This window comes from Ruegeria sp. BE3, assembly GCF_056538865.1.
Genome location: NZ_JBQFTW010000008.1, coordinates 101,470 through 128,126, shown reverse-complemented (window position 1 = coordinate 128,126; position 26,657 = coordinate 101,470). Strand labels below are relative to the sequence as shown.

Sequence of the window (26,657 nt, the reverse complement as noted above, 5' to 3'; positions counted from 1 at the left end):
CCCGACTGATTGGCGATTGTTAGCGAAGGGTGATATGTCTGTCTGTCGACAGGGAGACGATTGTTATCGAGGATTCGTCAATGAAGGACAGCAAGCTGACAACATCTGATCGACCCCGCTATCTCGGGGAAACGATTGAGCCAGCGTCAGGCGAATGCTACGACTGGCATTCCCACGATTTTGGTCAACTCATCTCCGCGGCCTCAGGGTCGATGTATGTCGGAACCCCGGACCGGGTCCTGCTGCTCAGTCCGGCTATGGCGATCTGGATTCCCCCGGACAAAGAACATTGGATGCGCTATGGGGCGAACAACGTCATGCACTATGTCGATGTCAATCGCGAAGAGGCAGAGTGGCTTGGGCCAGATTGCCGGGTCGTGGCCATGACACCACTTCTGGATGCATTGTTTGTTGCGGCGATGCCAGAAGCTACAAGTACACGAACAGTTAAGCACAACACAGCGCTGCAGACCTTGCTTCGACACGAGCTACTCGCAGCGAAGGACGTGTCGCTCTCACTTGTTTTGCCGAAAGATGCGCGGCTACTCGGCGTCGCGCGTGATGCCCTCAACGACCCAGGCAGCATTCGCTCAGTCGAAGCTTGGTTGTCAGGCGTCTCCGCGAGCAGAAAGACCGTCGAACGACTGTTCATCGCAGAAACAGGCATGCCACCGTCGAAATGGTTGCGCCATGCACGGGTCTTGCATGCCGTATCACTGCTCGCGGCGGGTAAGAGCGTAACCTCGGTTGCCTTCGATATGGGATACGAATCTATGAGCGCGTTCAGCTATATGTTCCGACAAACTCTAGGCGTTAGTCCGAGGGAGGTTTTAAGGAGCCGGTAGGTTGTACCAGAAGGGTCAGATGTTTTCTGCGGCCCGTAGCGGTCATTGGAATTCGCTCCGATGCTGTGGCACGGCGCGTCAAACACGACATTGGCTACGAGCGCTAAATCGTAGTTATCCCGGACAGAATATGGTCCCAAAAAACCCGCTCTTGCGACACAGCCTTAGATCTGGTGGGGTTTGAATTGGCTAACGTATACGGCGGTGATCTACCTTTCTGCGGTTGTCATCAAATTGAATCCGAACCGTCACAAAACCGCAATGAATCGCGGCCATGCCACTCTCATCAAGTGAGAGAGGATACCAAACGATGTCATTGCGCTTTGCCTGCCTGACATCTGCCCTTGCCCTGACAGCCGGTCAGGCCGTGGCAGAAATGAATTTTAACCGAATTGCGTCTTTCCCCGTCGTCAAGAACATGGCCGAGGGCGCGGACACCGCACGCGAAACCTCGCCCGAGATCATCGCGGCAACCGCAGATGGCATGACACTGGTTTACACCGATAGCCCGCTGGGCGTGATCGGCATGGTCGACATTACCGATCCTGCGAACCCGGCTCCTTTGGGTGCGATGGAGGTGAGTGGCGAGCCGACCTCGGTCGGGATCGTTGGCGCGACCGCCTTTGTGGGTGTCAACACTTCAGAAAGCTATACCGCGCCATCGGGCAAGCTGATTTCAGTCGATATCGCGGGCAAGGCCGAAACCGGTGCCTGTGATCTGGGCGGTCAGCCCGACAGCGTCGCCATCTCGCCCGATGCCAGCTTTGTCGCCGTCGCGATCGAGAATGAGCGGGACGAAGACCTGAACGACGGTATCATCCCGCAGCTGCCCGCCGGGTCGCTGGCGCTGGTGCCGCTAAAAGATGGCGCGCTGGATTGTTCGGGTATGACCATGGCCTCTCTGACCGGTTTGGCCGATGTCGCCCCGACCGACCCCGAGCCTGAATTCGTTGACATAAACGCTCTGGGCGAAACCGTCGTCACTCTGCAGGAAAACAACCACATCGCTGTTGTTGGCAAGGACGGCACCGTCATCAGCCATTTCTCGGCCGGTAGCGTGGATCTGGAAGGCATCGACGCCACCGATGAGCGCGGTGCGCTGATCTTCACCGAAAACCAGCCGGGCCGCTTGCGTGAACCCGACGCGGTGAAATGGATCGACAATAACCACTTCGCCACCGCCAATGAAGGCGATTATAAGGGCGGCTCGCGCGGTTGGACGATCTTCCACAAAGACGGCACCGTTGTTTACGAAAACGGCGCCGATTTCGAGAAAGCTATCATCCAGATCGGCCACTACCCCGACAAACGCTCGGACAGCAAAGGGGTCGAGCCCGAGAGCGTGACCGCGGCCATCTTCAGCGGCGCACCGATGATCTTTGTGGGTGCCGAACGTGCCTCGGTCGTGGGGGTCTATGACGCCACCGATCCGGCACACCCTGTGCTGAAACAACTGCTGCCCTCGGGTGTTGGCCCGGAAGGCTATGTGGCGATCCCCGAGCGTAACCTGCTGATCTCGGCCAACGAAAAAGACCTGATCGAAGATGGTGGCCCCCGCGCGCATGTGTCCATTTTTGAGTATCAGGATGCCCCCGCAGCTTACCCTCACCTGACCTCGGAAGGTGCAGATGAACTGATTGGGTGGGGAGCTCTGTCCGGTCTGGTCGCGGATGAGGACGGCATGATCTATGCGGTCAACGACAGCTTCTACGGCTTCCAGCCCTCGATCTTCAAGATCGACCCCAGCCAGCAACCCGCCCGTATCGTGGACGTGATCCGCATCCACCGTCAGGACGGAAACCCGGCGCAGAAGCTGGATCTTGAGGGCATCACGCTGGACGGCAACGGTGGCTTCTACGTCGTCTCCGAAGGCCGCACCGACCGGGTCATCCCGCACGGGATCTATCATGTCTCGGCGAACGGCCTCATCAAAGACCGCAAGGGTGAAATCGGCCTGCCGCCGGAACTGATGGCAGTCGAAAAACGCTTTGGCTTCGAAGGCATCACCCGTGTCGGTGACACCTTGTGGATGGCCGTTCAGCGGGAATGGAAGGACGACCCTGAGAACCATGTGAAACTGGTGGCCTATAACCTTGAGAACAAGGAATGGGGTGCCGTGCACTATCCCAAAGCACAGCCCGAAACCGGATGGGTCGGCCTGTCGGAAATCGTGGCCTTCGGTGCTCATGTCTATGTCATCGAGCGCGACAACCAGCACGACCACCGTGCCGTGACCAAGAAGGTCTACCGCATCCCGCTGTCCGAAATGACCCCAGCCCCGCTGGGTGGCCCCCTGCCCGTAGTCAGCAAGCAAGAGGTCCGCGACCTGCTACCCGACCTGACCTCGACCGGCGGCTATGTTCTGGACAAGATCGAAGGTCTGGCCATCCTGCCCTCGGGTGAGGCGTTTGTGATGACCGACAATGACGGCGTCGACGACGCCTCGGGCGAGACGATGTTCTGGTCGATCGGGTCGGTGACGGCTGGGAACTAGGTCAAACAACAGAGATTGGAGAGCCCCGCGTAGAGACTACGCGGGACTTCTTCATTCAATGGCCTCACCACGCTCCGGCCCTGAGCTGCCGTTGGCCTACATATTTCAATGCTGCGGTCGCAGCCCGCTTTGCAGCCATTCGCTGTAGTTGCGAAAGCCAGCCGAGGTGAATTCTCACTCTGCGGTTGAAAGTGGCATCGCGACTTAGACTTGCTTCATTCATCGCTTGATTTCTAGAGTGAGAACAAACCCCAACCAGCTATCGATGCTGGGGTTCAAGAACTGGTGCCAGACACGAAGACAAATCTGAGGACACAGCGAATATGATTCTCTAGAACTTTCTGCAGTCTACTCGCGCCAATCAAACGATGTTCGTAACATCACAACCCAGTCTCGAGTTCACCAATAAAGAATTCTAGAAACGATAAGTCGCGCCTAACACTGGCCCTGACTGATCAAATGTAAAATCGCTACCGTCGATCTCATGGTCAAACGAGATATAGCGATAGCCGCCGCGGATCAGCCATCTGTTGTTGATGGCATATTCGGCGGTCAACAGAACCTGCCATGTTTCACTGCCGCTGCGGAATCCTCCGTAGTCGACGAAACCGGTGCCGGACCATTTGTCCGAGAACCGGACGCGTGCTCTGGCGGCGATGACAGGGTCGGTCCAGCTGTCGTCGGCGGTTGTTGTCCTCCCCGGTGCCGCGCCAGGGAGAAGGGTGAACTCTGTATCAGTGCTGAACCACCGGAACCCTCCGGCGACATCCACCGAGATAGTTGGTGCTTCATACACTCGGTAGCCGACATAACCGCTTAGGTATTGCGTGGTAAATGATGTCTCGAGGCCCGAACTGGCGGGGCCGGGAGTGCTGTTGCTGAACGACAAATCTGTGTAGTTGTAATCTGCAAGTATAAGCCATCGTCCGTCGGTGGCCGAGAACGCTCCCATAAAGGCGAAATCTAGGTTTTCCAATGCATCAGAAAAACTGAGTGTACCGTCCAGTGTCCCCATGGGGGTGCTTAAGGATGTTTCTGTTTCCGGCATGAACAGATAAATCGTGGCCTCGTAGGACCAATCGGATTGTTGTGCCGCAGCCGTTGTGGCTGCCGATGCCGATAGCGTTGCCGCGCATAAGCAACTTTTCACCCATAGTGACGAAAACATTCTGTTCCTCCCGACAAACATACAAGTTTCAATAAATTGTCGTTGGTTTGAAATTGTGTGGTCCTGATTTTCATTCCGCAGCTTCTTCCGTCGCCATCGAACTGTTGCCGACGCGATTGATATCTGTGTTCGGGAAAAACTCGGACCAAACGTGCCAGAATACGCCTGCGCGCAGGGTTTCTACACGTTTTAGCTGACCCTGATCCGAGTGACCCCAGAAATCGCATTTGGCCACCGGTTGACCCGAGTCGTTATACCAAACGCCCAGGCTTTCATATTTCGGATCCAGGCTGACCACGACATCCCGTCCTCCGACTTTGGCGGTCACGATCCAGTTGTTCTCGATGATGAAATCGTCGGTCCAGCAAGCGACATCTTGACCAATCGTAATTCCCCAGACGTAGGTTTTGTTCGGCAACCGGTGGTCTGAACGATCCATGTTGTCCATCACAGGAGCGTCTTCCTGATGTTGGCGTCCGATGCCCCAGCCAAAGGTGATCTCGGTCATCATGTCCAGCAGACGCAGCAAAGGGTTCGTGGATGGTTTGTTCAGAAACACCTCACCTTCTGGATAGGCTTTCTGAAACCCGCGGAATGTCATTCGAAAGGTGGGCCAAGGCCTCATTTGCGCTTCGGGCCGGAGAGGGCAAGCAGGACCCTCGGAGTTGGGGTCGCGATCCGCCTCGCGAAAACCGTAGATATGCTGGATCGGATCGCCCGTGTCGTTGTCACGCAGTATCAAGTTGTTGCCATGCTGGGCCAGAACCTCAAGGTTCAGGCGCCGTCCTTCTATTCGCGGTGTGTACCCCTGACCCAGATTGGCCATCGCGCAGTAAGTCATGACCACATCCTCGCCCCCCAGCCCATCTACATCGCCCGCCAAATGAGGGCGCATGATCTGCGCATCCGGGTGCGCGCGCGCGTGACCATTGTGTTCGATGACGATGACTGGCGCTGTTGGACCGACATATTTTCGCGCTTCCTCGATAGAAAAATACTGGGCGTCGTTGAGCTGGTTTCTCAGGCCCAAATGCACCCACACATAGGGAAACCCATAAAGAAGCAAGGTCAGCGCAGCCGTTACAAGCCAAAGCCAGAAAGGGCCGCCCCCCAAAAGGAAATGTGCAAGGGTTGCCACTACAAATCCGCCCAGGCCAATGCCAATCAGGCGGTATTCATGCCGGATAAAGCGCACCATATTCTCGCGCTTTACTTTCAGCAGCATTTGCGAGACATCGCCAAGGTCGCGGAAATAGACAAACCCGATTCCGAGTGACACGATCAATCCCAGTGCGAAAATTATGCTACCAACCATGCTGAGATCCTCGATTTTGGTGATTACAGTCCTTCGCGGTTCATTACGAAAGAACAGGCCTACTTCTGGGGCGACGCGCGCTTGATCATGAAAGCTTCAACGGCTTGCTGTGTCTCGGGACGAATGTTCTCAATCCCCTCATAAGGCATGCCGTAGGCGGGCGGAGTATCGGGGTATTTCTCTTTCCGCGCCTTGTGGCGGCCCAGTATACGTACGAATTCCTGCCCACCCCAAGACCCGACTTCGGTTGAGACCGAGTATTCTTCGCGGGTGTCGCGGTAAAGATCGAAGAATTTTGCTAAAATTGCGCTCTCGCCGGGTCCCGGCAGTTTGAGCTTAAGCTGATCCTTAACGATCGCCTCGGGTTTCGCGACCGAATAGATGATCACGTGATCGCGTCGCGCTTTCGATTCATCCGCGAACAGTAGCGCCGCCGACTGATCGACACCATCGACCAGACGATCCCTTGGGATGAATCCATCCGCCCCGGCAAAGCGCGAGATCGTGGTATACAGGTCCGAAACATGAATGATGCTGTTTAACAACCCGTCAGCTTCAATCATGCCCGGCCAGCGGATGAAGGCGTCCACGCGCACGCCACCTTCAGTCGTGTCGCCTTTACCGCCCGCGTAAATCAGTGGGGTAAACCCGGATTGCGGCGCGTATTTGGTAAAATGCCCATTGTCGCCCATAACCACAACGATGGTGTTTTCGCTGAGCCCTAGATCATCCATGCGCGCGAACAGATCACCCAGCCACTGATCCAGTAGCTGCATCTTGTCGACATACAAGCCGCCATTCGCGCTTTCCGGCCCGTCACGGCCGGCGCGGGTATTGTCCAGCGGGATCATCGGCCAATATTGCAGGAAGAAGGGCGCGTCCCCAGTTGCAAGGCGTTCCAGTTCCTGAAGTGTTTTATCCTGAAACGCCTGGTTCATTTCGTCGTATTTTTCGGCGTTCCAGCGTTCTCCGGCTTCCATGCGGATTTCGCGAATGGCGCCGCCGGTCTCGCCCTCGATGACGGTCATCATCGCCGAGGCATCCGGTCGGAACCAGCCGTCCAGTGTGTATTTATCCTCATAGTCCCGGATCGCGACCGAGACCTGTTCTTTGATCGCATCATCATTAAAGATTGTCAGCTGGCCCTGCTGGTGGATGGCGTGCTGGGCATAGTCAAAACCCTGATTCATTGCCCAGCTTTCGGCAATATCGCCCATATGCCACTTGCCGACGTGGCTGGTTGCATATCCTGCCTGTTTCAAGACTTCGGCCAGCGTCACTTCATTATCGGGCAATCCAAAGCCAGCGATATCGACGGTCGTATCACCCATTCCCATACGCACGGGCAAGCGGCCGGTCATTTGTGCCACGCGAGTCGGGGTGCAGGACGGTTCAGTATACATCCGAACCATACGCAACGCTTCGTCCGAAAAGTCGTTGATGTTCGGAGTGTCGTACCCACGGACAGCGTTGAGCTCGGGTATACCCATATCGCCAAAGCCCATATCGTCAATCAGAACGCTGACGATGTTTGGGGGTTGCCCATTGTTACCGTCACGAAAAGCGGCCAAAGCCTGATCAACGGCAGCGTCATCCTGCACCCATTGTTCCGCGCGTTGGGCTTGCAGAATATAAAACTCAGCATCGTGTTGAATAGGGTCGTCCTGAGCCTGCAAAGGTGGGGCGGCAATGCCTGCACACAAAACCATAAGCCATTGTAGTTTCATTCCATCTCCCCCAGGGTTCGAAGCCGAGCTTCGGTTTTTGACTTCGATGTGATTACCATCAGTAACATCGATATATTCGAATAATTACTAAATTTGTGATCTCACTGCCAACTCGTGAATACGTCGCGGGTCAGTTCGGATTCCGGGCGCAGGTTTTCAATGCCTTCATAAGGTGTACCTTTGCCAATCTCTGAATGCGGATACTTGGCGATCATCTTCTGGTGACGCTTGATCATATCTTGAAAAGATGCCCCGGCCCAAAGCGAGTAGCCCACCAAAGGGTGTTCCTCTCGGGGGTCCCTATAAATATTATAAGTCGGAGCAGCCGCGCCGGGTTGACCGGGGGCAGGAAGATGCATCTTGAACTCCTGCTTGACGACCGAGCGCAAGACAGGTCCTTCGTAGATATAGACATAGTCGCGCCGCCCATTTCCCTCGCCGTTCAACAGCAAGGCCGTCTGGTCGATGCCGTCTATTACGCGGTCCCTTGGGATAAAGTCTGTGGCTCCGGCAATTCGCGCCATCGTGGTGAAGATATCTGAGACGTGAAAGATGTCACCGGCTGCGCTGTTGGCTTCGATCACACCGGGCCAGCGAATGAACGCATCGGTTCTTACGCCGCCTTCAAGATGCTGGGTTTTGCCACCGCGATAGATCAGCTGGTTCAGACCGGATGAGCCTTCGTAGTGATACATCAGGCCATTATCCGCCATCAAAACAACAATTGTGTTGTCCGCTTTGCCAGATTCTTCAAGCTTGGCCAAAAGATCTCCGATCCAACCATCAAGCAGTTGCAGCTTGTCGGCATGAAAACCGCCATTTCGTGAAATTGCCTGATCCGGGTAGACGAAGTTCAACGGGTAAAGCGGCCAGTATTGTAAGAAGAATGGCGCATCCTCGGAAGCGACGCGTTCAAGTTGCTCCAACGCCTGCCGTTGATATCGTTCGTTCATCTCTTCATATTTGGTCTGCGTCCACACTTCACCGGCTGACATTTCTACTTCCTGGGCGGGTCCACCGGCTTCGGCCTCGACACCGGTGACAAGGCCGTATGGCTTGAACCGTTCATCCAGCAGGAACTGATTGTTCTGCCCCTCGGGCACATAGCCGAGCATGGTGTTGGACCGCATTGCCTCGGGGGTCATGAGGCTCAGCTGTACTTGCTGGTGGAGTGGAAATGCGGCCCAATCAAACCCCTGATTGTGGGGGTACGATTGTTCGATGTCGCCTTGGTGCCATTTGCCGACATGCGCCGTATTATAGCCGACCTGTTTCAGAATCTCCGGCAGTGTCACTTCACTGGCCGGAAGGCCCTCGCCAACCAAAGCCACCTTGACCTCTTCCACACCTGCGCGAATTGGGTGGCGCCCTGTCAACATGGCTGTGCGGGTCGGAGTGCAGGAGGGTTCGGTATACATGCGCATCAGCGACATACCTTCGGTGGCCAAATGATTGATGCTGGGTGTCTCAATCCCCATGACGTAGTTCATCTTGCGGTCGCCCATCTGACCGAAGCTGACGTCGTCGATTAGGACGTAGAGAAAATTCGGAGGCTTGCCACCATTGGTCGCACGAATATCGGCCAGCTTGGCGTTGATTTCAACGTCTTGCGCATCCCATGCCTCACCAAACTGCGCGCGGAGGAATTCAAACTCACCGTCATGAACAATGGGGGTTTCCTGTGCAAGCACGGAGCCGACACCAATCAACGACGCCGGCAAGATGTATCTAAGTCTCATGTCAAACCTCCAAATCTTTATCCCGTACCGATTCCGCACCCGCGCCTTGAGCCTGCAGCTGTCCTTCTATACTGCCGCGCAGGTCCGAAATGCTTTCTGCCAGATCGGCAAGGTATCGCAACTGCAGAACTGACTCCGAATTTGGCGGCATCGCCAATTCCGCGAAAACCTCTTTGTAGTCGCGACACATCCGATCAAACTCTTGGTCTTTTTCTCGTAGGTCCCGTAGCAGACGACCCGCTTCGGGAAATTGGGATTCAAAGAATTCATCATCCGTCATTGGCAGCGCCCTATAGGCATTCATTCTCTATGCATGCATCCAACAGAATATGTATTGCACGTTTCAAATCGCATGCTACGGTAACATCATGACGTCAAACCCTTATTGTGAAAGGATAGTTTTTGAACGTCAGCGTGGGAAATCAGGATCAGACTGGTACTCAACACTTCTCGAGCGAGCAGGTGCGTGTCGCTTTAAATAAGGTTCTGGGGTCGGATGAATTTAAAGGATCCGCCCGCATGCGATCATTCCTGTCTTACGTTGTGACAGAAACACTGGAGGGTCGTTCCGACGAGATACGCGCTAAGACCATTGCAATGGATATTTATGGCTACGAGGCGGATGAGCTATTGAAACGCGAAGGTGTCGTGCGTGTGGATGCCGGACGTGTTCGGCGAAAGCTCCAAGCTTATTATGAAAGTAAAGGGGCCGCTGACGAACTGGTAATCTCATTGCCTGTCGGAAGTTACGCACCACAATTTTTGTCGGGCTCCGATCGAAGCAGACAAAGCTTACGCGTAAGGCAACGGGTTACCTTGGTCGTTATCTCGCTTTCAATTCTAGTAGCCGGTATTCTAACCGGCGTTCTGATCGGCCGCAGTTTGCAATCTGTTGCTCCAAAAACTGGCAAAACTGCGATCTACGACGTGTCTCCAGCCCGCGTCGAAGCAATGAACCTAAGCAACGCAGGCCGGGATCTAATTTTCCCGGTTACAGATTTGGCACGCCTTCAACCTGCGTTGTTGATATTTCAAACAGCAATTGAACGAGACCCGTTGTTCTACGGGGGGTACGCAGGCGCTTCTCAGGTCGAAACCATGTTCGCCATCATGAAATCCGGCAGTCCAAGTTCAAATGAGTTTTTGCGCGCGGCCGACAAGAATAGTGCTTATGCTTTGGAAATGGCTCCGGATGCAGCATGGTCGCTTTCAGCTCGGGCCTGGTTTGAATTTGGGGTGGGCAATTATGAAAGCGCGGTTGGATTATCCCAAAGGGCCGTAGACTTGGCACCCGATGATTCACATGTTGCTGAATTCGACGCCCTGATCTCCCTTTACACGTCCGATTTTGATCGGGTTCTGTCGCAATCAGTGAGATATAGAGCACTGGCCCAAAACGGTGGAGGGCTAGTTTTTGACAACGCATTGGGTGCGGCTCAGTTCCACACGGGAGACTATGCTGCCGCAATCCGAACGTTTGATAAAACAATATCTCGCGGTGGGCCGTTCGGACCAATTTCCGCAGCTTACCTTATGGCAGCCCACTGGAGGAACGAAGAACAAGCTGAGGCACAGCGGCTTGCAAGAGTATTTTCGGACACTTGGCCAAGCTTCCCCCTCGAAAAACTAAAGGCTCGGGTGTTTGTAGACCCACAGCCAGTTCAAGAGCTGATCAGTGCAATGATAGCTGCAGGTTGGTCAGGACCCGCCAAGCCCTGACGATTTTCTATAGGGTTTGTAATAATTCGTTCAGAGGCATGCGCTTCCAAGAAGGAGGTGCGTTGGTTGTGAAGTGGACGAACCTCCAGACGAGATCAAAACAAAGTTCATCGATACCGAATGGGTGTGTGACGGACAGACAAAGGTCTGCTCTTGGCTCCCGATGAGATAATCTTTGCACTCGCAGCGAACTTCTGCTTCCCGCCCGACTTACACATCACCTCAGCTTTCTCCTAACTTGAATGTCAGAAAAAAGTACTATATTTTCTGACAAGGAGAAAACTATGATCACTTCATCGATTAAACAACGCATCATCGGAAAAGGCCGGGGGGCAATCTTTGCGCCACTGGACTTTTTGGATATCGGCTCCCGCGCAAGCGTGGATCAGGCATTGTCGCGTTTGGCGGATCAAGGGATGATCCGACGGTTAACGCGTGGGCTTTATGACTATCCGAGAAAGAGCGCCCGATTAGGGCTGTTGTCTCCGTCAGCCGATGACATTGCCAAAGCGATTGCACGCAAAGACAATCAGGTTCTACAGCCCTCCCCTGCCATGGCAGCCAACCAGTTGGGGCTGTCGACCCAAGTGCCGTCCAAGCCGACTTATATGACCGACGGCCCGACCCGCACCAAGACAGTTGGTCGACAAGTCATCCAGTTTCGAAATGCATCATCCAAAACGCTAGTTGGTGCAGGCCAGAAAACCGGCGCCATATTTCAGGCGTTACGCTATGTTGGCAAAAACCAGGTGGATAGCCGTGTTGTCGACACGCTGGCCCGCAATCTGGATGTTAAGGACCGCGCATTGCTCGCAAAACAAAGTAGATATGTACCGGCCTGGATGCACCCGGTAGTGCAGCAAATCGTGGCACGGGTCTGATCTTGGACCAGTTTGCCAACGATACTCCAAAGAACCGTGAAGAAGCGTTTCAGGAAACGGCCGCAAAGCTTGGTATGTCCAAGGCAATCGTTGAGAAGGATTTCTGGGTCTGCTGGTCGCTGAAACATCTATTCGCCCTGCCCTCTTTTGGCACTCACATGATCTTCAAGGGTGGGACATCGCTATCCAAGGCCTATGACATCATCCATCGGTTCTCGGAAGACGTGGATCTGTCACTCGACCGAGCGCAGCTTGGATTCGAGGGCGAACGTGACCCCGAGCACCCTGCCCTTTCCGGCAAAAAACAAAAGCAACTATTGCAGGAACTTCAGGATACGGCCACCAAAGTAGTCTCAGGACCGCTTCTGAAAGAAACCAAGATCAAGTTTGGCGCCGCGCTGGATCAGCACTTTTTCCTGTCGGTCGATCCTAATGATGCACAAACCTTGCTTTTCGCCTATCCATCCGAGACAAGTGCGGCCAGCGGCTACATCCAGCCGGTAGTGCGGTTCGAATTTGGCGCCCGTGGGGTTCACCTACCAGCCGAGTCCCGCAGGATATCACCTTATGTGCATCAGGCCTTTCCAGACCTTTTGGGGGAGGGCGACGTCGATGTGAAGGTCTTGGGTGTTGAACGCACATTCTGGGAAAAAGCCACGATCCTGCATATGCTCTTTCATCAGAACATCACCAAACCTCTGGCTGACCGTATGTCGCGCCATTATTACGACATGGCTCAGTTGATCAGACACGAGTCCCATTCTCGTGCTATCGAACAGATCGACTTGCTGGATCAGGTTGCACACCATAAGTCCGTCTTCTTCAAAGCGGCTTGGGCTAACTACGAGAATGCCAGGCCTGGATCTCTAAGATTGCTACCAAACCCTGAGCTGAAAGCAGCGCTGCGCCGGGACTATGTGGGGATGCAAGAAATGATCATCGGGGATACCCCCTTGTTCGATGACATCCTGAAAACCATTGGGGTGTTCGAGGCCGAACTCAACGGTTGAAATCAGCAATTTTGGTGGTCTCAAGGCACAGCGCGCGAGCTTCAAAACTGGATTGTTAGCCGAGCAGACACACTTTATGAATTCGCCCAAACTCGAGCTGGATCGCTCCAAGCAAAGGTTTCAAATGGTGAGACTGAATATATTGCGCGATGAACTTGCTGGGTGCGCGCAAGGTGATCGTTTGATCATGCGTTTCAACAAATTTGAGTTCGCGATACCAGCTTTCAAACAATAATGCTTCAGATTCTGATAGGCGCCGAAGCGCCCTGCCCCACGGGTCCTGCAGGTCTTGTCCTTCATGTTCAACAGCTGCTGGTCTTTCTTGGCCAAACTGAACATGAACAACCTTTTCGGTTGATTTTGGGCTTTGTGTCTCCATGCGCGATACAAAATCAGAACCAACATTTTGCCAAACCGGTTCGCTCAGGCGGTAAATTTCTGCGTAGTTGAGTCGATACGCTGCAACGCGGCCTCTAACCCCAGGCCTAAGCTGGAGAAGAATATTAGAATCCGTCAATCGCTTAATCTCTCGCTTGACGGTTCGTTCGTCCACGGACCAGAGGCGGGCCATTTCTTTTTGCCCGACCGTCAGCTCATCAGTGCGCCAGTTGTATCGGGCCGTTATCAACGCAATGAGCCGCATCATCGAACATTGAAAGCCGGGTGTGCCATTCAATCCTGCTACAGAGATTGCAGTCAAAAGATCGTACTTCTGAGAACCGGCCTGATATCCTGTAAATCGTTTTATTTCCATTTTGATACTGCCACTGAGCCTCGAGCGGATCGGTTTCGCTGACCGATTCCATCAATTGGGTTCAGTGTGATGAAATCCCGTAGTTTGTCAACGGGCTTTGAAAAACAGGATGTCCGCCTCTTTCTTCAAAATCAAAAGAAAATTCGGTTAATAGGATATGGGTGACACTATGCTGTCACCTTATTGGGGGTCGAATGTCACCATATATCTGGTAATTGATCGCTGCCTGTCACCAAAACATAGCTTCGCTTTCGAAATACCTCCCGTTTTTACAGAGTCGGAGGCGAAAAAGCGGAAATTCCATTCTTTACGTTTTGCAGTTTTCGAAAATCGCGTTATTAGAAGGTATTCGTGATATAACAAGAGCAGCACCATGCGTGACCACACCGACCTTCAAGCTATGAACGAACGAAGCCTGGCTCAACAGGCTGCCGTCCGCCGCGCTACTTTCTCTCCCGCTGACGAGAAAGTGCTTCGACCATTCTCGATCTGGGAAATTAGCCAGTTCATGTTTGATGTCCCGGCGGACACCTTGAGAAAGAAGTTGGCAGAAGACCCGTCTCTTCCGCAAGGGGCGACTGAAGATGATGGGCGGCAAAGATGGTTTTCTCTGGCTGAGATAAATGAGTTGAGACGGCGCCTGAGATTTAGAGGTAAAAGCCTTCTGCCTCAAAGGCCGGCAGGCCGGGCTATGAGGGTAGCGGTTTCGAACTTTAAGGGTGGTGTCGGCAAAACTGTCGTTGCCCAGCACTTGGCGAATGCGGCCGCGCTTGATGGTTACCGTGTTCTGGTGGTGGATTTCGACCCCCAGGCGACACTCACGCATTCAATGGGTCTGGCTGATGTTAGAGAGTGGAATACTGTCTGGGGCATTATGTGCCGCGATCTCTGCCGTGAGGCGAACCGGATCGCGGACGAATATGATGATCCCGCAGATTGCCCCTACCCTACTGCCGACGAATTGCCTGAAGATGTTCAGTCGATTGGCGCGCAACGTGTACAAGACTTCATTCAAAGAACTTCATGGTCGACGATCGACATCATCCCGAGCTGTGCGAACGCGGCCTTCGTTGAATTTGCGTCCGCTCAGTACAGGTCCATTCATAAGGCGTGGAGTTTTTTTGGATGCGTAGCAAGATATCTCGATGAGTTGCCTGACGACCAATATGATTTGATTGTTTTCGATTGCCCGCCGGCAATTGGATACCAGTCTTTGAATGCGGCCTTTGCTGCTGACATTCTCTATATTCCGTCTGGTCCTGGCTATTGGGAGTATGACAGTACAACGAGTTATCTTGGTCAGCTTGGCGATGCCTTGGAAGACATAACCAGCGGGTTCGAACGTATTGCAAAGGATGCCGGTATTACTCTTCCTAAACGGTTCGATGATATACGCGTTCTCATGACTCGCTTCGAGGCTAGCAACTCTTTGCATGTCGCGATGATGGACGCTTTTAAAAATGTCTTCGGAGCCGACGTCTGTCAAAATCCTATCGAAATGACGCGTGCCGTCGAGCAGTCAGGCAGATTCCAGATGTCTGTTTACGAGCAAGACTACAGACAGATGACTCGAGACACATGGAAACGGGCGCGTCAGTCCTTTGATAGTGCATACAGCGAATTTAAGGATGTTGTCCTACGGGCCTGGGAGGCACGTACTAAAGTTGAGGAGCGGGTAGAATGAGCGGTAATAAGTTTGGCTTCACTCCGATTGATGAAGATGACCTCAAGAAAACACGCCGCCGCGAAGTGGGTCCGATGGGGGCTGCGGTGCGCGAGACAGCAAACAGCTTAAATGAAAGCACTGAGAACCGTGTCGAACAGCGACGGCAAAATGCCTCCGATGCCAAGGAGTATCGTAGAGCTCGTGACGAAGGGCGAGTCTTGGTTGCGGTAGGCATCAATGAAATCCATACGACAGATCTGCCAAGAGATCGCTTGGATCTCTCGGCCGTCGCAAGTTCCGATGAGATGGATGAACTCAAGGCTTCAATTCAGGAACGTGGCCAGAAGGAGCCCATAGAACTTTACAAAGATTCAGATGGTCGCTTCCAGCTCAAAAAAGGTTGGAGACGAGTAACTGCTCTTAAGCAGCTTTATGAAGAGACCGGTGATGAACAGTTTGCCAGTGTTACAGCGCGAGTTGCCGAATCCCAGAGCGATCGCATCGACCTCTACATTGACATGGTTGAGGAGAACGTTGTTCGGGAGGACCTGACTTTTGCTGAGATGGCGCAAGTCGCAATTCTTGCTTCCAAAGATTCAGAGTTGGAGGCAGGGGATGCAGAAGCTTTGGTCGGAAGGCTGTACTCATCTTTGCACAAGATGAAACGCTCTTACATTCGCAGCTTTGTTTATCTGCTCAATGAACTTGAGGGTGCGTTGCCGTTTCCAAAGAGTGTCTCCAGAAACCTTGGCGTTGAGGTTGCGCGTAAACTTCGAGCGTCATCGGGTTCAGCTGCTGGGTTAAGAGATGTGTTGGTGCGCGCATCCACAGCCGGTGAGCAAAATGAGGCGCTGGATGCCTTCTTGGCAGATACTGATGCTGAACCGGGTAGTGGCAAGCGACGTGAGAAAGCCGAGAGCGTGAAGTATGAGTTCCACGTGGGAGGCTCAAAAGTCACTGCGCGAAAAGGAGAGTGCAGGATATTGTCTGGTCAGGACTTTAGTTCGATTGACCGGTCGAAGCTTCAGAGAGCGGTTGAAGCTTTCGAAGCTGTTTTGAACGAGTAGTAACCCGCGGGTTACCCATGCTCAGATTTCTTGATTTCAAAGGCGGTAACCCTTGGGTTACCGCCTTCTTCGTTTAGCGCCAGTTCACCCCAACAAGTCCGTCGCCGGGTTGTCGGCGATATCGACGTCGTCATAGTACTTTTGTGCCTGGGCCATGGAGCGGTGCAGCGAGAGGCGCATGGCAGCCTGGATTGGGGCGCCATCCAGCGCGGCTTGAGTGAGGAACCCAGAACGCAGACCGTGCGGCGACGCGAAGTCCTCCGGCAACCCTGCCAACTGGAGGCGGTGTTTGACGATCTGATAGATAGCGTCTGGCGAAAGCCGACGTTTCAGCACACGATCTGCTTTTGAGACTGGTCTGAACAGTGGCCCGTTCTTAATCTGTCCAACCTCGATCCAATGGACCAGCGCCTGGGCGGCGCGGCCTTTCAGCACCAGCCGCGGCGTTTCACCTTTGGCTGTGGTCTTGGTCTCCAGCAGTGAAATCCAAACCAGGCTTTTCTCGTCGAACTCCTTCAGCGAGACGTCTTCAAACATCAACCCGGTGATCTCCGAGCGCCGTCTACCACCAGAAGCCCAACCCAGCATCAAGATGGCGCGGTCACGGCAATCGCGGCGAGAACCCCGGCAGGTCGCCAGCAGCTGTTCAAGAATGTCGCGGGTGATGGGGTGTTGCGACTTCGGAGCCGGGGGGCGAGCCGCAGCGCGCCGCGCCTTGGCCCGGGCCTGTTTCACCTGCGGTGCGTCGAAAGGCGAAGCGAGGTTTTTCATCCGATGAAAAGCCAGCCAGGAGGCGATGCGCCGGTCCAGCGTCGAGGAGGCAGGGCAGGCGAGAGACTTGCGCAGCCCTTGGGCAATCAGCGCTTCTGCGGTTTCACGCGCCACATCCGTTTCTGGTGCGTCATTCAGATCGCGGGCGTGATCGAGAATGAAGGCGAGGGCGGTGGCCTCAGATTCCGGCCAGTCCAGCGTCGCTGCGAACCGCGCGGACTTCCAGGCGGTGACATAAAGCAGATCCCGTTCATATGCCCGCAGCGTGTTTTCCGGTGTGCCGCGCACATAAAGATCAGTGAGCGCCTCCTGATCTGTGTCCGACAGGGCAGGGGCGGCGGCGGGGAGGTATGGGGCAGGGAGCTTCATGTACCCATTTTGCGTCAATTTGGGTCAGATTTCAAATAACATGATAAGGGATACTTATCGGATATAATTTTCCTCCGGAAATCTCCGAAAGGTAAAATGCAAAACTAACACTTTATGCGCACTGTGGGCGCACCGGCTCGAATACCTGGCACACTTGGATATATGCAGAACTCCGGCTACGCTGAATGAAAATTCAGAGGTACAGCGTGCAGCGATTCATCCTTCAGATAGCAGCGATCCTGATTTTCGCCGGGGAGCTTCATGCCGAGAAGCAGGATTACCTTGAGCTTGCCCGGCGCGGCTGGGGATACGAGCTTCGCGCCACGATGCTGGGTCGCGACATGGCCATTCCGGTACATATCAATGGGCGGGACCTTGCCGGAGCCTCGTTGTGCGTGGTCGGGGAACGGCCGCATCCGCAGACGCTGGCGGTACTGAACACCTTTCGGGACCTGCTGAAGCACAGCTATGGCCATCCCACGCCGATGCGTTATGCGGGGCGGTCCGCCAGCAATTGCGGCACCGGGCGGACTGTGGTTCTGCGCTTGTACTCGGGATATCCTCCGGAACGGGAACTGTCTTCGGATCTGGACTGGCTGAGCGAGACCCATCAACTTGGCCTGCCTGCCGGGCGCAGATATCTGGTGACATCTCCGGCGATGGCGCAAACCTTCTTTGGCCATCGCGGTCAGGGGACACATATCGTGGTCAGGCAACCGGCGCACGGCCGGCCCGACCTGTTGGAGACCGCGTTCCACAAGTCGATCCTGCTGGAAGAGCTTTTCCAGTCTTACACGTTCGGAATGGACATTCTGCTGAGCGACAGGACAGCCGGGTTTTTGTCGAAGCTGCAGGAAACGCCGGTGAACCTGCACCGGTTTCCATGGAACTCGCACGCTTTCATGCGGGCATTGCTGAATTCCAACCCCGGCGGGCTATGCGCCTTTGATGTGTTCATGCTGCACGCGGTAGCTCAGTCGCCGGTGGATCAGACCATAGATCCGGGGTTCATCGAATATATCGACGACGAATATGATCGCCTTTGGGCGCAAACCGACAAAACGTTGACGGACCCGCAGTTTGCGTCTCTGTTCGACGAGGGCTGCACCCGCGCCGTTCAGGTTTCCAGGTAATACCATCGGGTGTATTTTGCGGGGCAGGGGACTCCGGTTAGCCTGTATTTGGGTCCAGTACCATCGGAACCCAGGGGAGGTCATATGGACACACGGCCTGAAAACCCGCCGCGCGCGATTGCGGGGGTATCGGGGTATCTGTCGCAAGGGCTTGTCGGGCACGCGCATCTGGTCGAAAGCCTGCTAATTGCGCTGCTCGAAGGGGGCCACCTGTTGGTCGAGGGCGCACCCGGTCTGGCCAAGACCCGCGCTGTCAAATGGTTGGCGAACGCTGTCGAAGGCAGCTTTGCCCGCATACAATGCACACCCGACCTGATGCCATCCGACGTGACCGGGACGCCGGTCTATCAGCCGCAGGAGGGCCGGTTCGAATTTGTTCCCGGGCCGGTTTTTCACACTCTGGTGCTGGTCGATGAGATCAACCGGGCCCCGCCCAAGGTCCAGTCCGCTTTGCTGGAGTCGATGGCAGAACATCAGGTGACCGTCGGGAATGAAACCCACGCTTTGCCCGATCCGTTTCTGGTCATAGCCACCCAGAACCCGATCGAACATGATGGGACTTTTCCCTTGCCCGAGGCGCAGTTGGACAGGTTCCTGCTGCATGTGGTCCTGTCGCTTCCGGATGTGGAGACCGAGCGGCAGATACTTGATCTGGTCATCTCCGAAACGCAGGACGGCCCGCCCGGCGTGCAGCGCATGACGCTTGAGGAATTGCGGGCCGCACGGGCCGAGGCGCGCGCGGTGCACGTGGCCCCGGAATTGCGCGACTACATCGTGCGCCTTGTATCCGCAACACGCCAGGGGCCACTGGCCGAACACATAGAACATGCGGTCTCGCCGCGCGGCTCGCTGGCGCTGGCGTCGGCGGCACGGGCGCGCGCCTATCTGCGCGGCCGTGACTTTGCCTTGCCCGAGGACGTGACGGCAGTGGCCCCTGACGCGCTGGCCCATCGGATGGTTCTGACCTGGCGCGCGGTTGCGGATGGTCGCAAGCCGCGCGGATTGGTTGCGGATATTCTGAACACGGTCGAACCGTTGTGACCGCCGTTCTGTCTCATGCCGGTGTGACTTTGACCTCGGACGCATTGATCGCATTGCGGCGCGTGGCTTTGACGACCCAGGCCGATCCGCCTGTGGTTGCCTTGCCCGGAGGGTTCCTGACGCGAAAGCGCGGGCAGGGCGTTGAGGTGGCAGATGCGCGGGAATACGTGGCCGGTGACGACATCCGCCATCTGGACCGGGGCACAACCGCGCGCACCGGGCGGCTGCATGTGCGCCAGTTTCAGGAAGAACGCGACCGGGTCTCACTGCTGGTGGCCGATTTTCGGGCGCCGATGTTCTGGGGGTTACGGCGGGCCTTTCTATCTGTTGCCGCCGCCGAGGCGCTGGTTCTGATCGGCTGGCACCTGATTGAAAGCGGCGGGCGCGTTGGTCTGTTGGCCATTACGGCCGGGGCGCCGGTCATCATTCCGCCGCGCGGCAGAACGCGCGGCATGCTGGATGTGATCGGCGGACTGGTGCAGGCCCATGGGCGCAGCCTGACATCGCTACAAAGCGCTCGGGATGACGCGCGATCACTGGAACAGGCGCTGGAAGGTGTGGAACGCCTGACCCGATCCGGGTCAGAGGTCATTATCGCCTCGGGCTTTGATACGCCGGATGCCGCTTTGGCGGATCGGCTGGACCGGATCGCCCATCGGCGCAGCCTGCGGCTTATTCTGATCACCGAAAGCAAGACCCATGACATGCCGCGCGGCTGGTATCCCATGCGCCTGCCCGACGGGCGACAGAAACGCGTCTATCTGACCGGAACCGAAACCGGGGGTGATCTGCTGTATCAGAACATCGGCACCCATCAGGCGCTTGTTCTGAACGCAAGCGATCCGGTGGAAGAGACCGGTCAACGCATTGCGCTTGCGTTTTCGGAAAGGATTGCCGCATGAGCGAAACGGTGATGTCCGACAGCACAATGCTGGCCAGCCTGCGGGACATACGTTTGCCTGCGGAAGCCGCAGGTGGCGTTTGGGCGGACTATGCGGTGGTCATGGGCCTGTCGGCCCTTACTGCCATCTGCGTCGTATTTGTGTTGCGGGTGTTAAGCACCCGGCGGCCCGCGACCCGGGTGGGCCGCGAGGTTGAAGACGTCACAGGCTGGTCGGAAGACCGGCTCAGGGTGGCGCTGCTGCACCAGCTTCGCGAGCAGAACCCCCAACGATATTCGGAACTCTCAGAGGGTCTCTATCGCCCGGACGGCGGGCCAAGTCTAGCAACCTTGAAGGATGAGGTGGCGCGCTGTGTTTGAGCTTGCCGATCCTTGGGTGTTGCTTCTACTGCCTGCCCCGTTGCTGATCGCGCGTGTTCTCAACTCGCGGCCCATGCTGGATCGCGGCTTCCCGGTTCCCGAACGTATCGGCGCGATGCTTGATGCTGCAAACGCAGGCGATGATCCCGGCAGGCACAGGTTCGCAGATCAGGCGGTATTGTGGGCCATCTGGGTCCTGCTGGTTTTTGGGCTATCCGGCCCGCGTGAACTGACACCGGTGAGCGCGCTGAAAGTCTCGGGCCGTGATCTTGCGATTGTTCTGGATCTGTCCGGATCAATGGTGCGGGACGATTTTTTTTTGGATGACCGTCAGATCACACGGCTTGAGGCGGTCACGACTGTGGGTGCCGATTTCGCCAGACGTCGGGCAGGGGACCGGGTCGCGCTGATTGTCTTTGGGTCCGAGGCGTATTTCGCCACCCCGTTCACCTTCGATACCGAAGCTGTGGCCAACCGGATCGAAGCAGCCAGCATTGGCATTTCGGGGCGGGCGACGAACATCTCGGACGGTCTTGGACTGGCGTTGAAACGGCTGGCAGACAGTCAGGCGGCATCTCGGGTCGTCATTCTGCTGTCGGACGGCGTGAACAATGCCGGTGCCACCAATCCGCGCGGTGTCGCGGAACTGGCCGCCGGGATGGGGGTGCGTGTCCACACCATTGCCTTGGGGCCGAAAGATCTGGAAAGCGCTGCAGTAGGTGAGCGGGGCGTTGTCGACGCGGCAACCTTGCGCGCCATTGCGCAGGTGTCGGGCGGAGAAAGCTTTCGCGTCAAAACCACCGATGATCTGATTGAGGTCACACAGGCGCTGGATCGACTGGAAGCCACCGACAGCGCGGGCCTGACCGCCGAGGTCTATCGAGACTACTGGACCTGGCCCGCCGCGCTGGCCGCAGCCTTGGCGCTTTTGGCAGCGTGGAGGCAGTCGGGATGACGGAAACGGATTTCAGTCTGCTCAGACCATATTGGATGCTCGCTGTTCCGGTTGTCGCGGGCCTGGCCTGGTGGGTGCTGTCAAGCGCCCGTGGATTTGGCACGTGGGACAAGGTCGCTGACGCCGCGTTGATGCAGGCGATGGCGGTTATTGGCCGGATCGAAGGGGCGTCCATGCCCCTGACGCGGATGGCGCAGCTTTCGGTTGCCGGGCTCTGCGTGATTGCCCTGACCAGCCCGGCGGTCGAACGGCGCGGCGCCGAGACCTATCGAAACCTGGACGGGGTTTTGTTTCTGGTCGATGCGTCGGCAAGTGTGTCAGGCAACGCCGGCTGGCCGCAAATGCTGACCATGGGGCGATTTGGCGTCAGTGCGCTGGAGTCACGGCCCGGCGGGATCATCGTTTTTGCCGGCGACGCCTATGTCGCGACCGACATGACAACCGATCACCGGCAATTGGGCCAGACCTTTTCTCTGATTGATGCCGATACCGTGCCGGACAAAGGCTCGCGTCCCGAACGCGCGCTGGCATTGGCTGCGCAACGGATGGATGAGGCCGGTATTCTGGCCGGTGATGTGGTTCTGTTCACCGATGGCGAAGGTCTGGGGTTGGCTTCGCTGCAGGCCGCCGCAGCGCTGGCTGATCGCGGTGTCAGAGTGTCCGTGGTTTCGCTAGAGGAGCCCTCTGCGCAGATTCAGACCCATGCCAGCGTCGGCAGCGGCGCGGTTTTCACATTGGATCAGACCGATGATCTGGGGGGGTGGTTGTCGGAAGACGCTGCGACACGGCTCGAGAACTCGGATTTCCCCGTGCTCTTCTGGCACGATCTGGGGCGGTATCTGCTGTTCCTCGCGCTGTTCCCGATGCTGCTGCTGTTCTGGAGGGAACGGGCATGAAGTGGCTCGCGGTCTTCAGTGCGGCCCTTATTGCCTTTGCGATTGCACTGGGTGGCGCGGCCCCGTTTGGCCGGGTCGCCTTGGCGCTTGGGATGAATACGGTTGCCGCCCGGCTGTTTGAAGACCCGGATTGGCAGGGTGTGGCCTTGTACCGGGCGGGCGAATTCGATGCGGCGGCGCAGGCCTTTGAGGATGCGGGGTCGTTGTATAACCTCGGGAATGCTCAGGTTCATGGCGGTCGCATTGCCGCCGCGCTGGAGGCTTATGATCAGGCGATTGTGACGGGCGATGCGGATGCGCAGGCCAATTTCGATGTTGTCGCCGCCTTTTATGCAGGTCTGCAGATCGACCCCGAAGCGCTTGGCCTGTTTCCCGAGCGAAAAACCGGGCCTCAGGCGGACAGCTTCATAGCGCGCGGTGATGCGCGTGCGGCAGGCACCGGCAGCGAGGTCACCAATTCCAACACGATGCTCGGGCTGGCGGAACTGGACAGTCGCGGGCGACTTGGGGTGCGGCGTATCTTTGACGACAAGTTCATGGTGGCGGATGAACGGTGGCTCAACCAATTGTCCGACGTCCCGGGGGAATTTATGGCCGCCCGGATCGCGCAGGAACACAAACGCCGCGGAAAACTGGGGCTTTCACCGCCGGAACCGGAGGACCCGCAATGAAGTGGTTGGTTCTTGTCTGGCTGTTTTTCCCTTTTCCGGCCCTGGCGCAATCGAAAACCGTGTTGCCATCGGAACTGTCGATTGAGGTGACGGTCGAGGACAGCAGCGTTGTGCCGTTCACACGCGAAATGATCCTGATTACCATTCGTGGAGTGTATCGGCGTCATATTACGCGGGAAAAGCTGATACAGCCGGATTTCGATGGTTTCAGCTGGGCGCAGCTTGGACCGGATCACTGGACCGAGGAACGGATCAACGGGCGAAACTTCAAGGTTTTCACCCGGCGCATGGCGGTCTACCCGGTCAGGTCCGGTGAACTGACCATTGGCCGGTTCACCCATAGTCTGACGCTGACGGATGAAAGTGACGACTGGTTCGAACATGACATCCAGTCCGAACCGCTGACCATCGAGGTCGCCGAAGCGCCGGTCGTGGCGGACTGGTGGTTTCCTGCGCGTAACCTGCAAATCTCGGACCAATGGTCGAACGCACCGGATCAGCTGTCGCCGGGTGAGGGCGTTCTGCGTGTGATCCGGATTGAGGCGCTGGGGGCGACGCCCGAGATGGTCCCCCCTATGCCCGACCTGCGCTCGCCTTCCGCCATGATCTTTGCCCATCCGGAAAAACGGCTGGTGGAACTGACACCGGAAGGTCCGGTGACCTATGCCTTCTGGCGCTGGACCATTCGGCCCGGCAACGACACGTCGGGCATCGTGGAACCCCTGCAACTCAGTTACTTTGACACCGTCGCGCGCAAGGCGCGCGAAGTCACAATCTCGGCGCAGCGTGTGGCCTATGGTGTCGTCGCAAACAGTGGAAACGCGGAGGCACCCCCTCCTGCTCCCACCGCCGCCCGGTTGCCAGGTTGGCCGGCGCTTGTTCTGGCTTTAATCGTGTTCGCAGCCGCTGTGGGGGTGGGCATGTCTGGTCACAAGCTGACCGGTTTACAGGCGTTGCAGCGCTTTGCGGCCTTTGATCCTCTGGCGCGGGATCTCAGGGCCTGTGCCAGAAACGGAAGTGCCCATGGTGTGCGTCAGGCTGCGGCTTCAATCCTGCGACGCGATGGGCCGTCACCGGCGCGGGTTGCGCAGTTGCAGGACTTTGACCATTGCTGTTTTGATCCAAAATCTCCTGCGCCCGATTTGCAGGGGTTTGCCGGGAAGTTCCTGCGCAATTGACTGTGATGAACAGCAAGGTTCTGTTTATTGGTGCATTTTTTCCAGTATCATTCTGAAACAGTTGAACTGATCCGGATTTGCTGTACCTTTCCCAGCGGAGGAGAGATAATGCATACGGTGGGGTACCCCAAAGCGGTGGACCAGGTGTCCAACGTTTTAATTGTGGATGATCATCCGCTTTTTAGTGATGCGCTGGCTGCAGCATTGCAGCTGAGTTTCGACGACTGCAGTATCAAAAAAGCAAGCACGCTGAAACAGACGTTCGAGGTGCTCGGCGGCGGCTTCAAAGCCGACCTGATCATGTTCGACCTGAAGCTGCCGGATGTGACTGGAATTTCGGGGTTCCAGCAGTTGCGCGCCCGGTGGCCCTCGGCCCCGGTTCTGGTGATCTCGGCGCTTGCGTCGGGCGAACTTGTCCGGTCTCTGCTGGACTATGGAGCCATGGGGTTTCTGCCCAAAGACACCTCGGCGCAGACGCTGAAATTCGCCATTCAGGAAGTTGCCGCGGGTCGCAGATACATTCCGGCAGAGTACAACCTTGCGGAAGAACCGAAATCGCCGGAAAGCTCGGTGTATCAGTCAAGCCCCGAACTTTCGACGCTGACGCCGCAACAGGTGCGCATTCTCAAGCTCATCTGCGTTGGCAAATCGAACAAGCAGATCGCATATGAACTGTCGCTGGCCGAAGCCACCGTCAAGGCGCATATCACGGCATTGCTGCGCCGTCTGGGTGTCCGTAACCGCACGCAGGCCGCTGTTCTGGTCGACTCTGTCATGGCCCGGCAAACACGGCATCAGCCGGAGGTAAAATCGTTTCTGCAATACTGAGGATCTCAAATGCGGGACATGAAGCTGGGACCAAACTTCATCGCGATTGGCCGGTCGCTTGCCTCGGATCCACATGCCGCCGTTGAAGAGGCATGTGCGGAAATCGACAGCCAGAAATCCTGCTTTGTGCTGGCTTTTATTCCAAACGGGTTGGACCCGTTCGAGGTGTCGCGCAGCCTGAACCGAAAACTGTCCGGCGTGCCGGTTTTTGGGTGCACCACCGCCGGGCAGATAACCGAGCTTGGGTATGAATCCAACGCCCTGCTTCTGCTGTCCTTTCCAAAATCGAACTTCCGCTGCTCGTCCATTCTGTTCGAAGAACTCAGACCGCTGAACTCCACGGAAATCGCCGCTGTTGCGCAACGCCAGGCCGAGCGTTTCCGGCACACTGCAGGCTGGAACAGGCTGGCGCTGGTGTTTTCAGACGGGCTGTCAAAACAGGAGGACCTGCTGGTCTCGACGCTTGAGGCCGTTATGGATGGCCTGCCGATTTTTGGCGGATCGGCGGGCGACGGTCTGCAATATGAAGAAACGTTTGTTCTGCACAGCGGCAGGGCTTACAGCAATGCCGCTGTCCTGCTGCTGATTGAAACCAACCTTAGTTTCCAGGGCATTGGGTTTGATCACTTTCTGCCTATAGGGTCTGAGATTATCATAACCGATGCCGACCCGGACGAACGCGTGGTTTATGAAATAAACGGCGCACCTGCGGCGCAGGAATATGCTCGGCTGGTCGGGTGTGCGGCGTCGAATCTGTCACCGCTGGTTTTCGCCGAAAACCCGCTCTTGCTGCGGCAGGACCTGAACTATTATGTCCGCGCCATACGCGAGGCGACGGATGCGCAGGCCCTGTCATTTCTGGCGGCCATTGACGATGGCCTTATCATGACACTGGGACGCGGCAAAGAGATCATCAAGACGCTGGAAGCTGGGTTGGACATTCGCGACAACGCGGGAAACGCACCGGATTTCATCCTTGGGTTCGATTGCGTCCTGCGCAAACTGGAAATCGAACAAAAACAACTGGGCAAACAGGTCTCGGACGTGTTGCAAACCCGTCGGGTGGTTGGATTCAACACCTATGGGGAGCAACAGTCCGGTGTACATATGAACCAAACCTTCGTGGGTGTGGCCTTTTTCAAACCCGAGAAACGTGAACTGAGCTGACC

Annotated in this window: 24 protein-coding genes; 17 read left to right on the top strand and 7 right to left on the bottom strand. The window is 56.3% G+C overall.

Translation table 11 applies throughout. The features are described from left to right. Positions 1 to 80 precede the first annotated feature (80 nt). Together ACR0AZ_RS16995 and ACR0AZ_RS16990 are read left to right on the top strand one after the other, a co-directional pair. Entirely contained in the window at positions 81 to 845 is a 765-nt protein-coding gene (locus ACR0AZ_RS16995) for an AraC family transcriptional regulator (protein ID WP_480473210.1), read from the top strand. 310 nt (positions 846 to 1,155) lie between these two features. Further along, positions 1,156 to 3,339: an esterase-like activity of phytase family protein gene (locus ACR0AZ_RS16990; RefSeq protein WP_480667928.1), complete on the top strand. Its 2,184-nt coding sequence runs from the start codon at positions 1,156 to 1,158 to the stop codon at positions 3,337 to 3,339. A gap of 415 nt (positions 3,340 to 3,754) precedes the next feature. On the opposite strand, the gene ACR0AZ_RS16985 is transcribed toward ACR0AZ_RS16990, so the two are convergent. From ACR0AZ_RS16985 to ACR0AZ_RS16965, 5 genes are all read right to left on the bottom strand, one after another. Beyond that, positions 3,755 to 4,507: an outer membrane protein gene (locus ACR0AZ_RS16985; RefSeq protein WP_171724058.1), complete on the bottom strand. Its 753-nt coding sequence runs from the start codon at positions 4,505 to 4,507 to the stop codon at positions 3,755 to 3,757. Positions 4,508 to 4,577: 70 nt separating this feature from the next. Beyond that, positions 4,578 to 5,822 carry a DUF3179 domain-containing (seleno)protein gene (locus ACR0AZ_RS16980; protein WP_171724059.1) on the bottom strand — a complete coding sequence of 415 codons (1,245 nt, stop codon included), beginning with the start codon at positions 5,820 to 5,822 and terminating at the stop codon, positions 4,578 to 4,580. Between the two features lie 59 nt (positions 5,823 to 5,881). Continuing rightward, entirely contained in the window at positions 5,882 to 7,549 is a 1,668-nt protein-coding gene (locus tag ACR0AZ_RS16975) for a sulfatase-like hydrolase/transferase (RefSeq protein WP_171724060.1), read from the bottom strand. A 101-nt stretch (positions 7,550 to 7,650) separates the two neighbouring features. Then, entirely contained in the window at positions 7,651 to 9,288 is a 1,638-nt protein-coding gene (locus ACR0AZ_RS16970) for a sulfatase-like hydrolase/transferase (RefSeq protein WP_480667927.1), read from the bottom strand. A gap of 1 nt (position 9,289) precedes the next feature. Continuing rightward, positions 9,290 to 9,568 carry a hypothetical protein gene (locus ACR0AZ_RS16965; RefSeq protein ID WP_480473218.1) on the bottom strand — a complete coding sequence of 93 codons (279 nt, stop codon included), beginning with the start codon at positions 9,566 to 9,568 and terminating at the stop codon, positions 9,290 to 9,292. Positions 9,569 to 9,690: 122 nt separating this feature from the next. Here ACR0AZ_RS16965 and ACR0AZ_RS16960 point away from each other — a divergent pair, with 122 nt between their 5' ends. The 3 genes from ACR0AZ_RS16960 to ACR0AZ_RS16950 all read left to right on the top strand — a co-directional run bounded on the left by ACR0AZ_RS16960 (position 9,691) and on the right by ACR0AZ_RS16950 (position 12,898). Continuing rightward, entirely contained in the window at positions 9,691 to 11,007 is a 1,317-nt protein-coding gene (locus tag ACR0AZ_RS16960; protein ID WP_480667926.1) for a tetratricopeptide repeat protein, read from the top strand. 284 nt (positions 11,008 to 11,291) lie between these two features. Further along, on the top strand, positions 11,292 to 11,888 hold the full coding sequence (locus tag ACR0AZ_RS16955) for a DUF6088 family protein (protein ID WP_480473222.1): 597 nt from the start codon (positions 11,292 to 11,294) through the stop codon (positions 11,886 to 11,888). A 2-nt stretch (positions 11,889 to 11,890) separates the two neighbouring features. Beyond that, a complete protein-coding gene (locus ACR0AZ_RS16950; protein WP_480667925.1) occupies positions 11,891 to 12,898 on the top strand; it encodes a nucleotidyl transferase AbiEii/AbiGii toxin family protein in 1,008 nt (335 codons plus the stop codon). Positions 12,899 to 12,953: 55 nt separating this feature from the next. Here the strand turns inward: ACR0AZ_RS16950 and ACR0AZ_RS16945 are convergent, their stop codons facing one another. Beyond that, positions 12,954 to 13,652 carry a DnaA N-terminal domain-containing protein gene (locus tag ACR0AZ_RS16945; RefSeq protein WP_480667924.1) on the bottom strand — a complete coding sequence of 233 codons (699 nt, stop codon included), beginning with the start codon at positions 13,650 to 13,652 and terminating at the stop codon, positions 12,954 to 12,956. Between the two features lie 373 nt (positions 13,653 to 14,025). Here ACR0AZ_RS16945 and ACR0AZ_RS16940 point away from each other — a divergent pair, with 373 nt between their 5' ends. Next, entirely contained in the window at positions 14,026 to 15,336 is a 1,311-nt protein-coding gene (locus tag ACR0AZ_RS16940; protein ID WP_480667923.1) for an AAA family ATPase, read from the top strand. Then, positions 15,333 to 16,385, top strand: coding sequence for a ParB N-terminal domain-containing protein (locus ACR0AZ_RS16935; protein ID WP_480667922.1), 1,053 nt, complete (start codon positions 15,333 to 15,335; stop codon positions 16,383 to 16,385). Before ACR0AZ_RS16940 ends, ACR0AZ_RS16935 begins: the two co-directional genes overlap by 4 nt. A gap of 84 nt (positions 16,386 to 16,469) precedes the next feature. Here the strand turns inward: ACR0AZ_RS16935 and ACR0AZ_RS16930 are convergent, their stop codons facing one another. Beyond that, positions 16,470 to 17,525: a tyrosine-type recombinase/integrase gene (locus tag ACR0AZ_RS16930; RefSeq protein ID WP_480667921.1), complete on the bottom strand. Its 1,056-nt coding sequence runs from the start codon at positions 17,523 to 17,525 to the stop codon at positions 16,470 to 16,472. 206 nt (positions 17,526 to 17,731) lie between these two features. Here ACR0AZ_RS16930 and ACR0AZ_RS16925 point away from each other — a divergent pair, with 206 nt between their 5' ends. The 10 genes from ACR0AZ_RS16925 to ACR0AZ_RS16880 all read left to right on the top strand — a co-directional run bounded on the left by ACR0AZ_RS16925 (position 17,732) and on the right by ACR0AZ_RS16880 (position 26,655). Next, complete coding sequence (locus tag ACR0AZ_RS16925) at positions 17,732 to 18,658, top strand: hypothetical protein (RefSeq protein WP_480667920.1); 927 nt, start codon at positions 17,732 to 17,734, stop codon at positions 18,656 to 18,658. 84 nt (positions 18,659 to 18,742) lie between these two features. Then, on the top strand, positions 18,743 to 19,699 hold the full coding sequence (locus tag ACR0AZ_RS16920) for an AAA family ATPase (RefSeq protein ID WP_480472963.1): 957 nt from the start codon (positions 18,743 to 18,745) through the stop codon (positions 19,697 to 19,699). Next, positions 19,696 to 20,601 carry a DUF58 domain-containing protein gene (locus tag ACR0AZ_RS16915; RefSeq protein ID WP_480667919.1) on the top strand — a complete coding sequence of 302 codons (906 nt, stop codon included), beginning with the start codon at positions 19,696 to 19,698 and terminating at the stop codon, positions 20,599 to 20,601. Before ACR0AZ_RS16920 ends, ACR0AZ_RS16915 begins: the two co-directional genes overlap by 4 nt. After that, positions 20,598 to 20,960, top strand: coding sequence for a hypothetical protein (locus ACR0AZ_RS16910; RefSeq protein WP_480472967.1), 363 nt, complete (start codon positions 20,598 to 20,600; stop codon positions 20,958 to 20,960). The genes ACR0AZ_RS16915 and ACR0AZ_RS16910 overlap by 4 nt, the downstream gene beginning before the upstream one ends. Further along, positions 20,953 to 21,915 (top strand): VWA domain-containing protein, encoded by a 963-nt coding sequence (locus tag ACR0AZ_RS16905; RefSeq protein ID WP_480472969.1) that lies wholly within the window; start codon positions 20,953 to 20,955, stop codon positions 21,913 to 21,915. Before ACR0AZ_RS16910 ends, ACR0AZ_RS16905 begins: the two co-directional genes overlap by 8 nt. Beyond that, a complete protein-coding gene (locus tag ACR0AZ_RS16900; RefSeq protein ID WP_480667918.1) occupies positions 21,912 to 22,811 on the top strand; it encodes a VWA domain-containing protein in 900 nt (299 codons plus the stop codon). Before ACR0AZ_RS16905 ends, ACR0AZ_RS16900 begins: the two co-directional genes overlap by 4 nt. Further along, complete coding sequence (locus ACR0AZ_RS16895) at positions 22,808 to 23,482, top strand: hypothetical protein (protein ID WP_480472973.1); 675 nt, start codon at positions 22,808 to 22,810, stop codon at positions 23,480 to 23,482. The genes ACR0AZ_RS16900 and ACR0AZ_RS16895 overlap by 4 nt, the downstream gene beginning before the upstream one ends. Continuing rightward, a complete protein-coding gene (locus tag ACR0AZ_RS16890; RefSeq protein ID WP_480667917.1) occupies positions 23,479 to 24,660 on the top strand; it encodes a hypothetical protein in 1,182 nt (393 codons plus the stop codon). The genes ACR0AZ_RS16895 and ACR0AZ_RS16890 overlap by 4 nt, the downstream gene beginning before the upstream one ends. Positions 24,661 to 24,768: 108 nt before the next feature. Beyond that, positions 24,769 to 25,488 carry a response regulator gene (locus tag ACR0AZ_RS16885; RefSeq protein ID WP_480667916.1) on the top strand — a complete coding sequence of 240 codons (720 nt, stop codon included), beginning with the start codon at positions 24,769 to 24,771 and terminating at the stop codon, positions 25,486 to 25,488. Between the two features lie 18 nt (positions 25,489 to 25,506). Continuing rightward, positions 25,507 to 26,655 (top strand): FIST N-terminal domain-containing protein, encoded by a 1,149-nt coding sequence (locus tag ACR0AZ_RS16880; RefSeq protein ID WP_480473324.1) that lies wholly within the window; start codon positions 25,507 to 25,509, stop codon positions 26,653 to 26,655. Positions 26,656 to 26,657 lie beyond the last annotated feature (2 nt).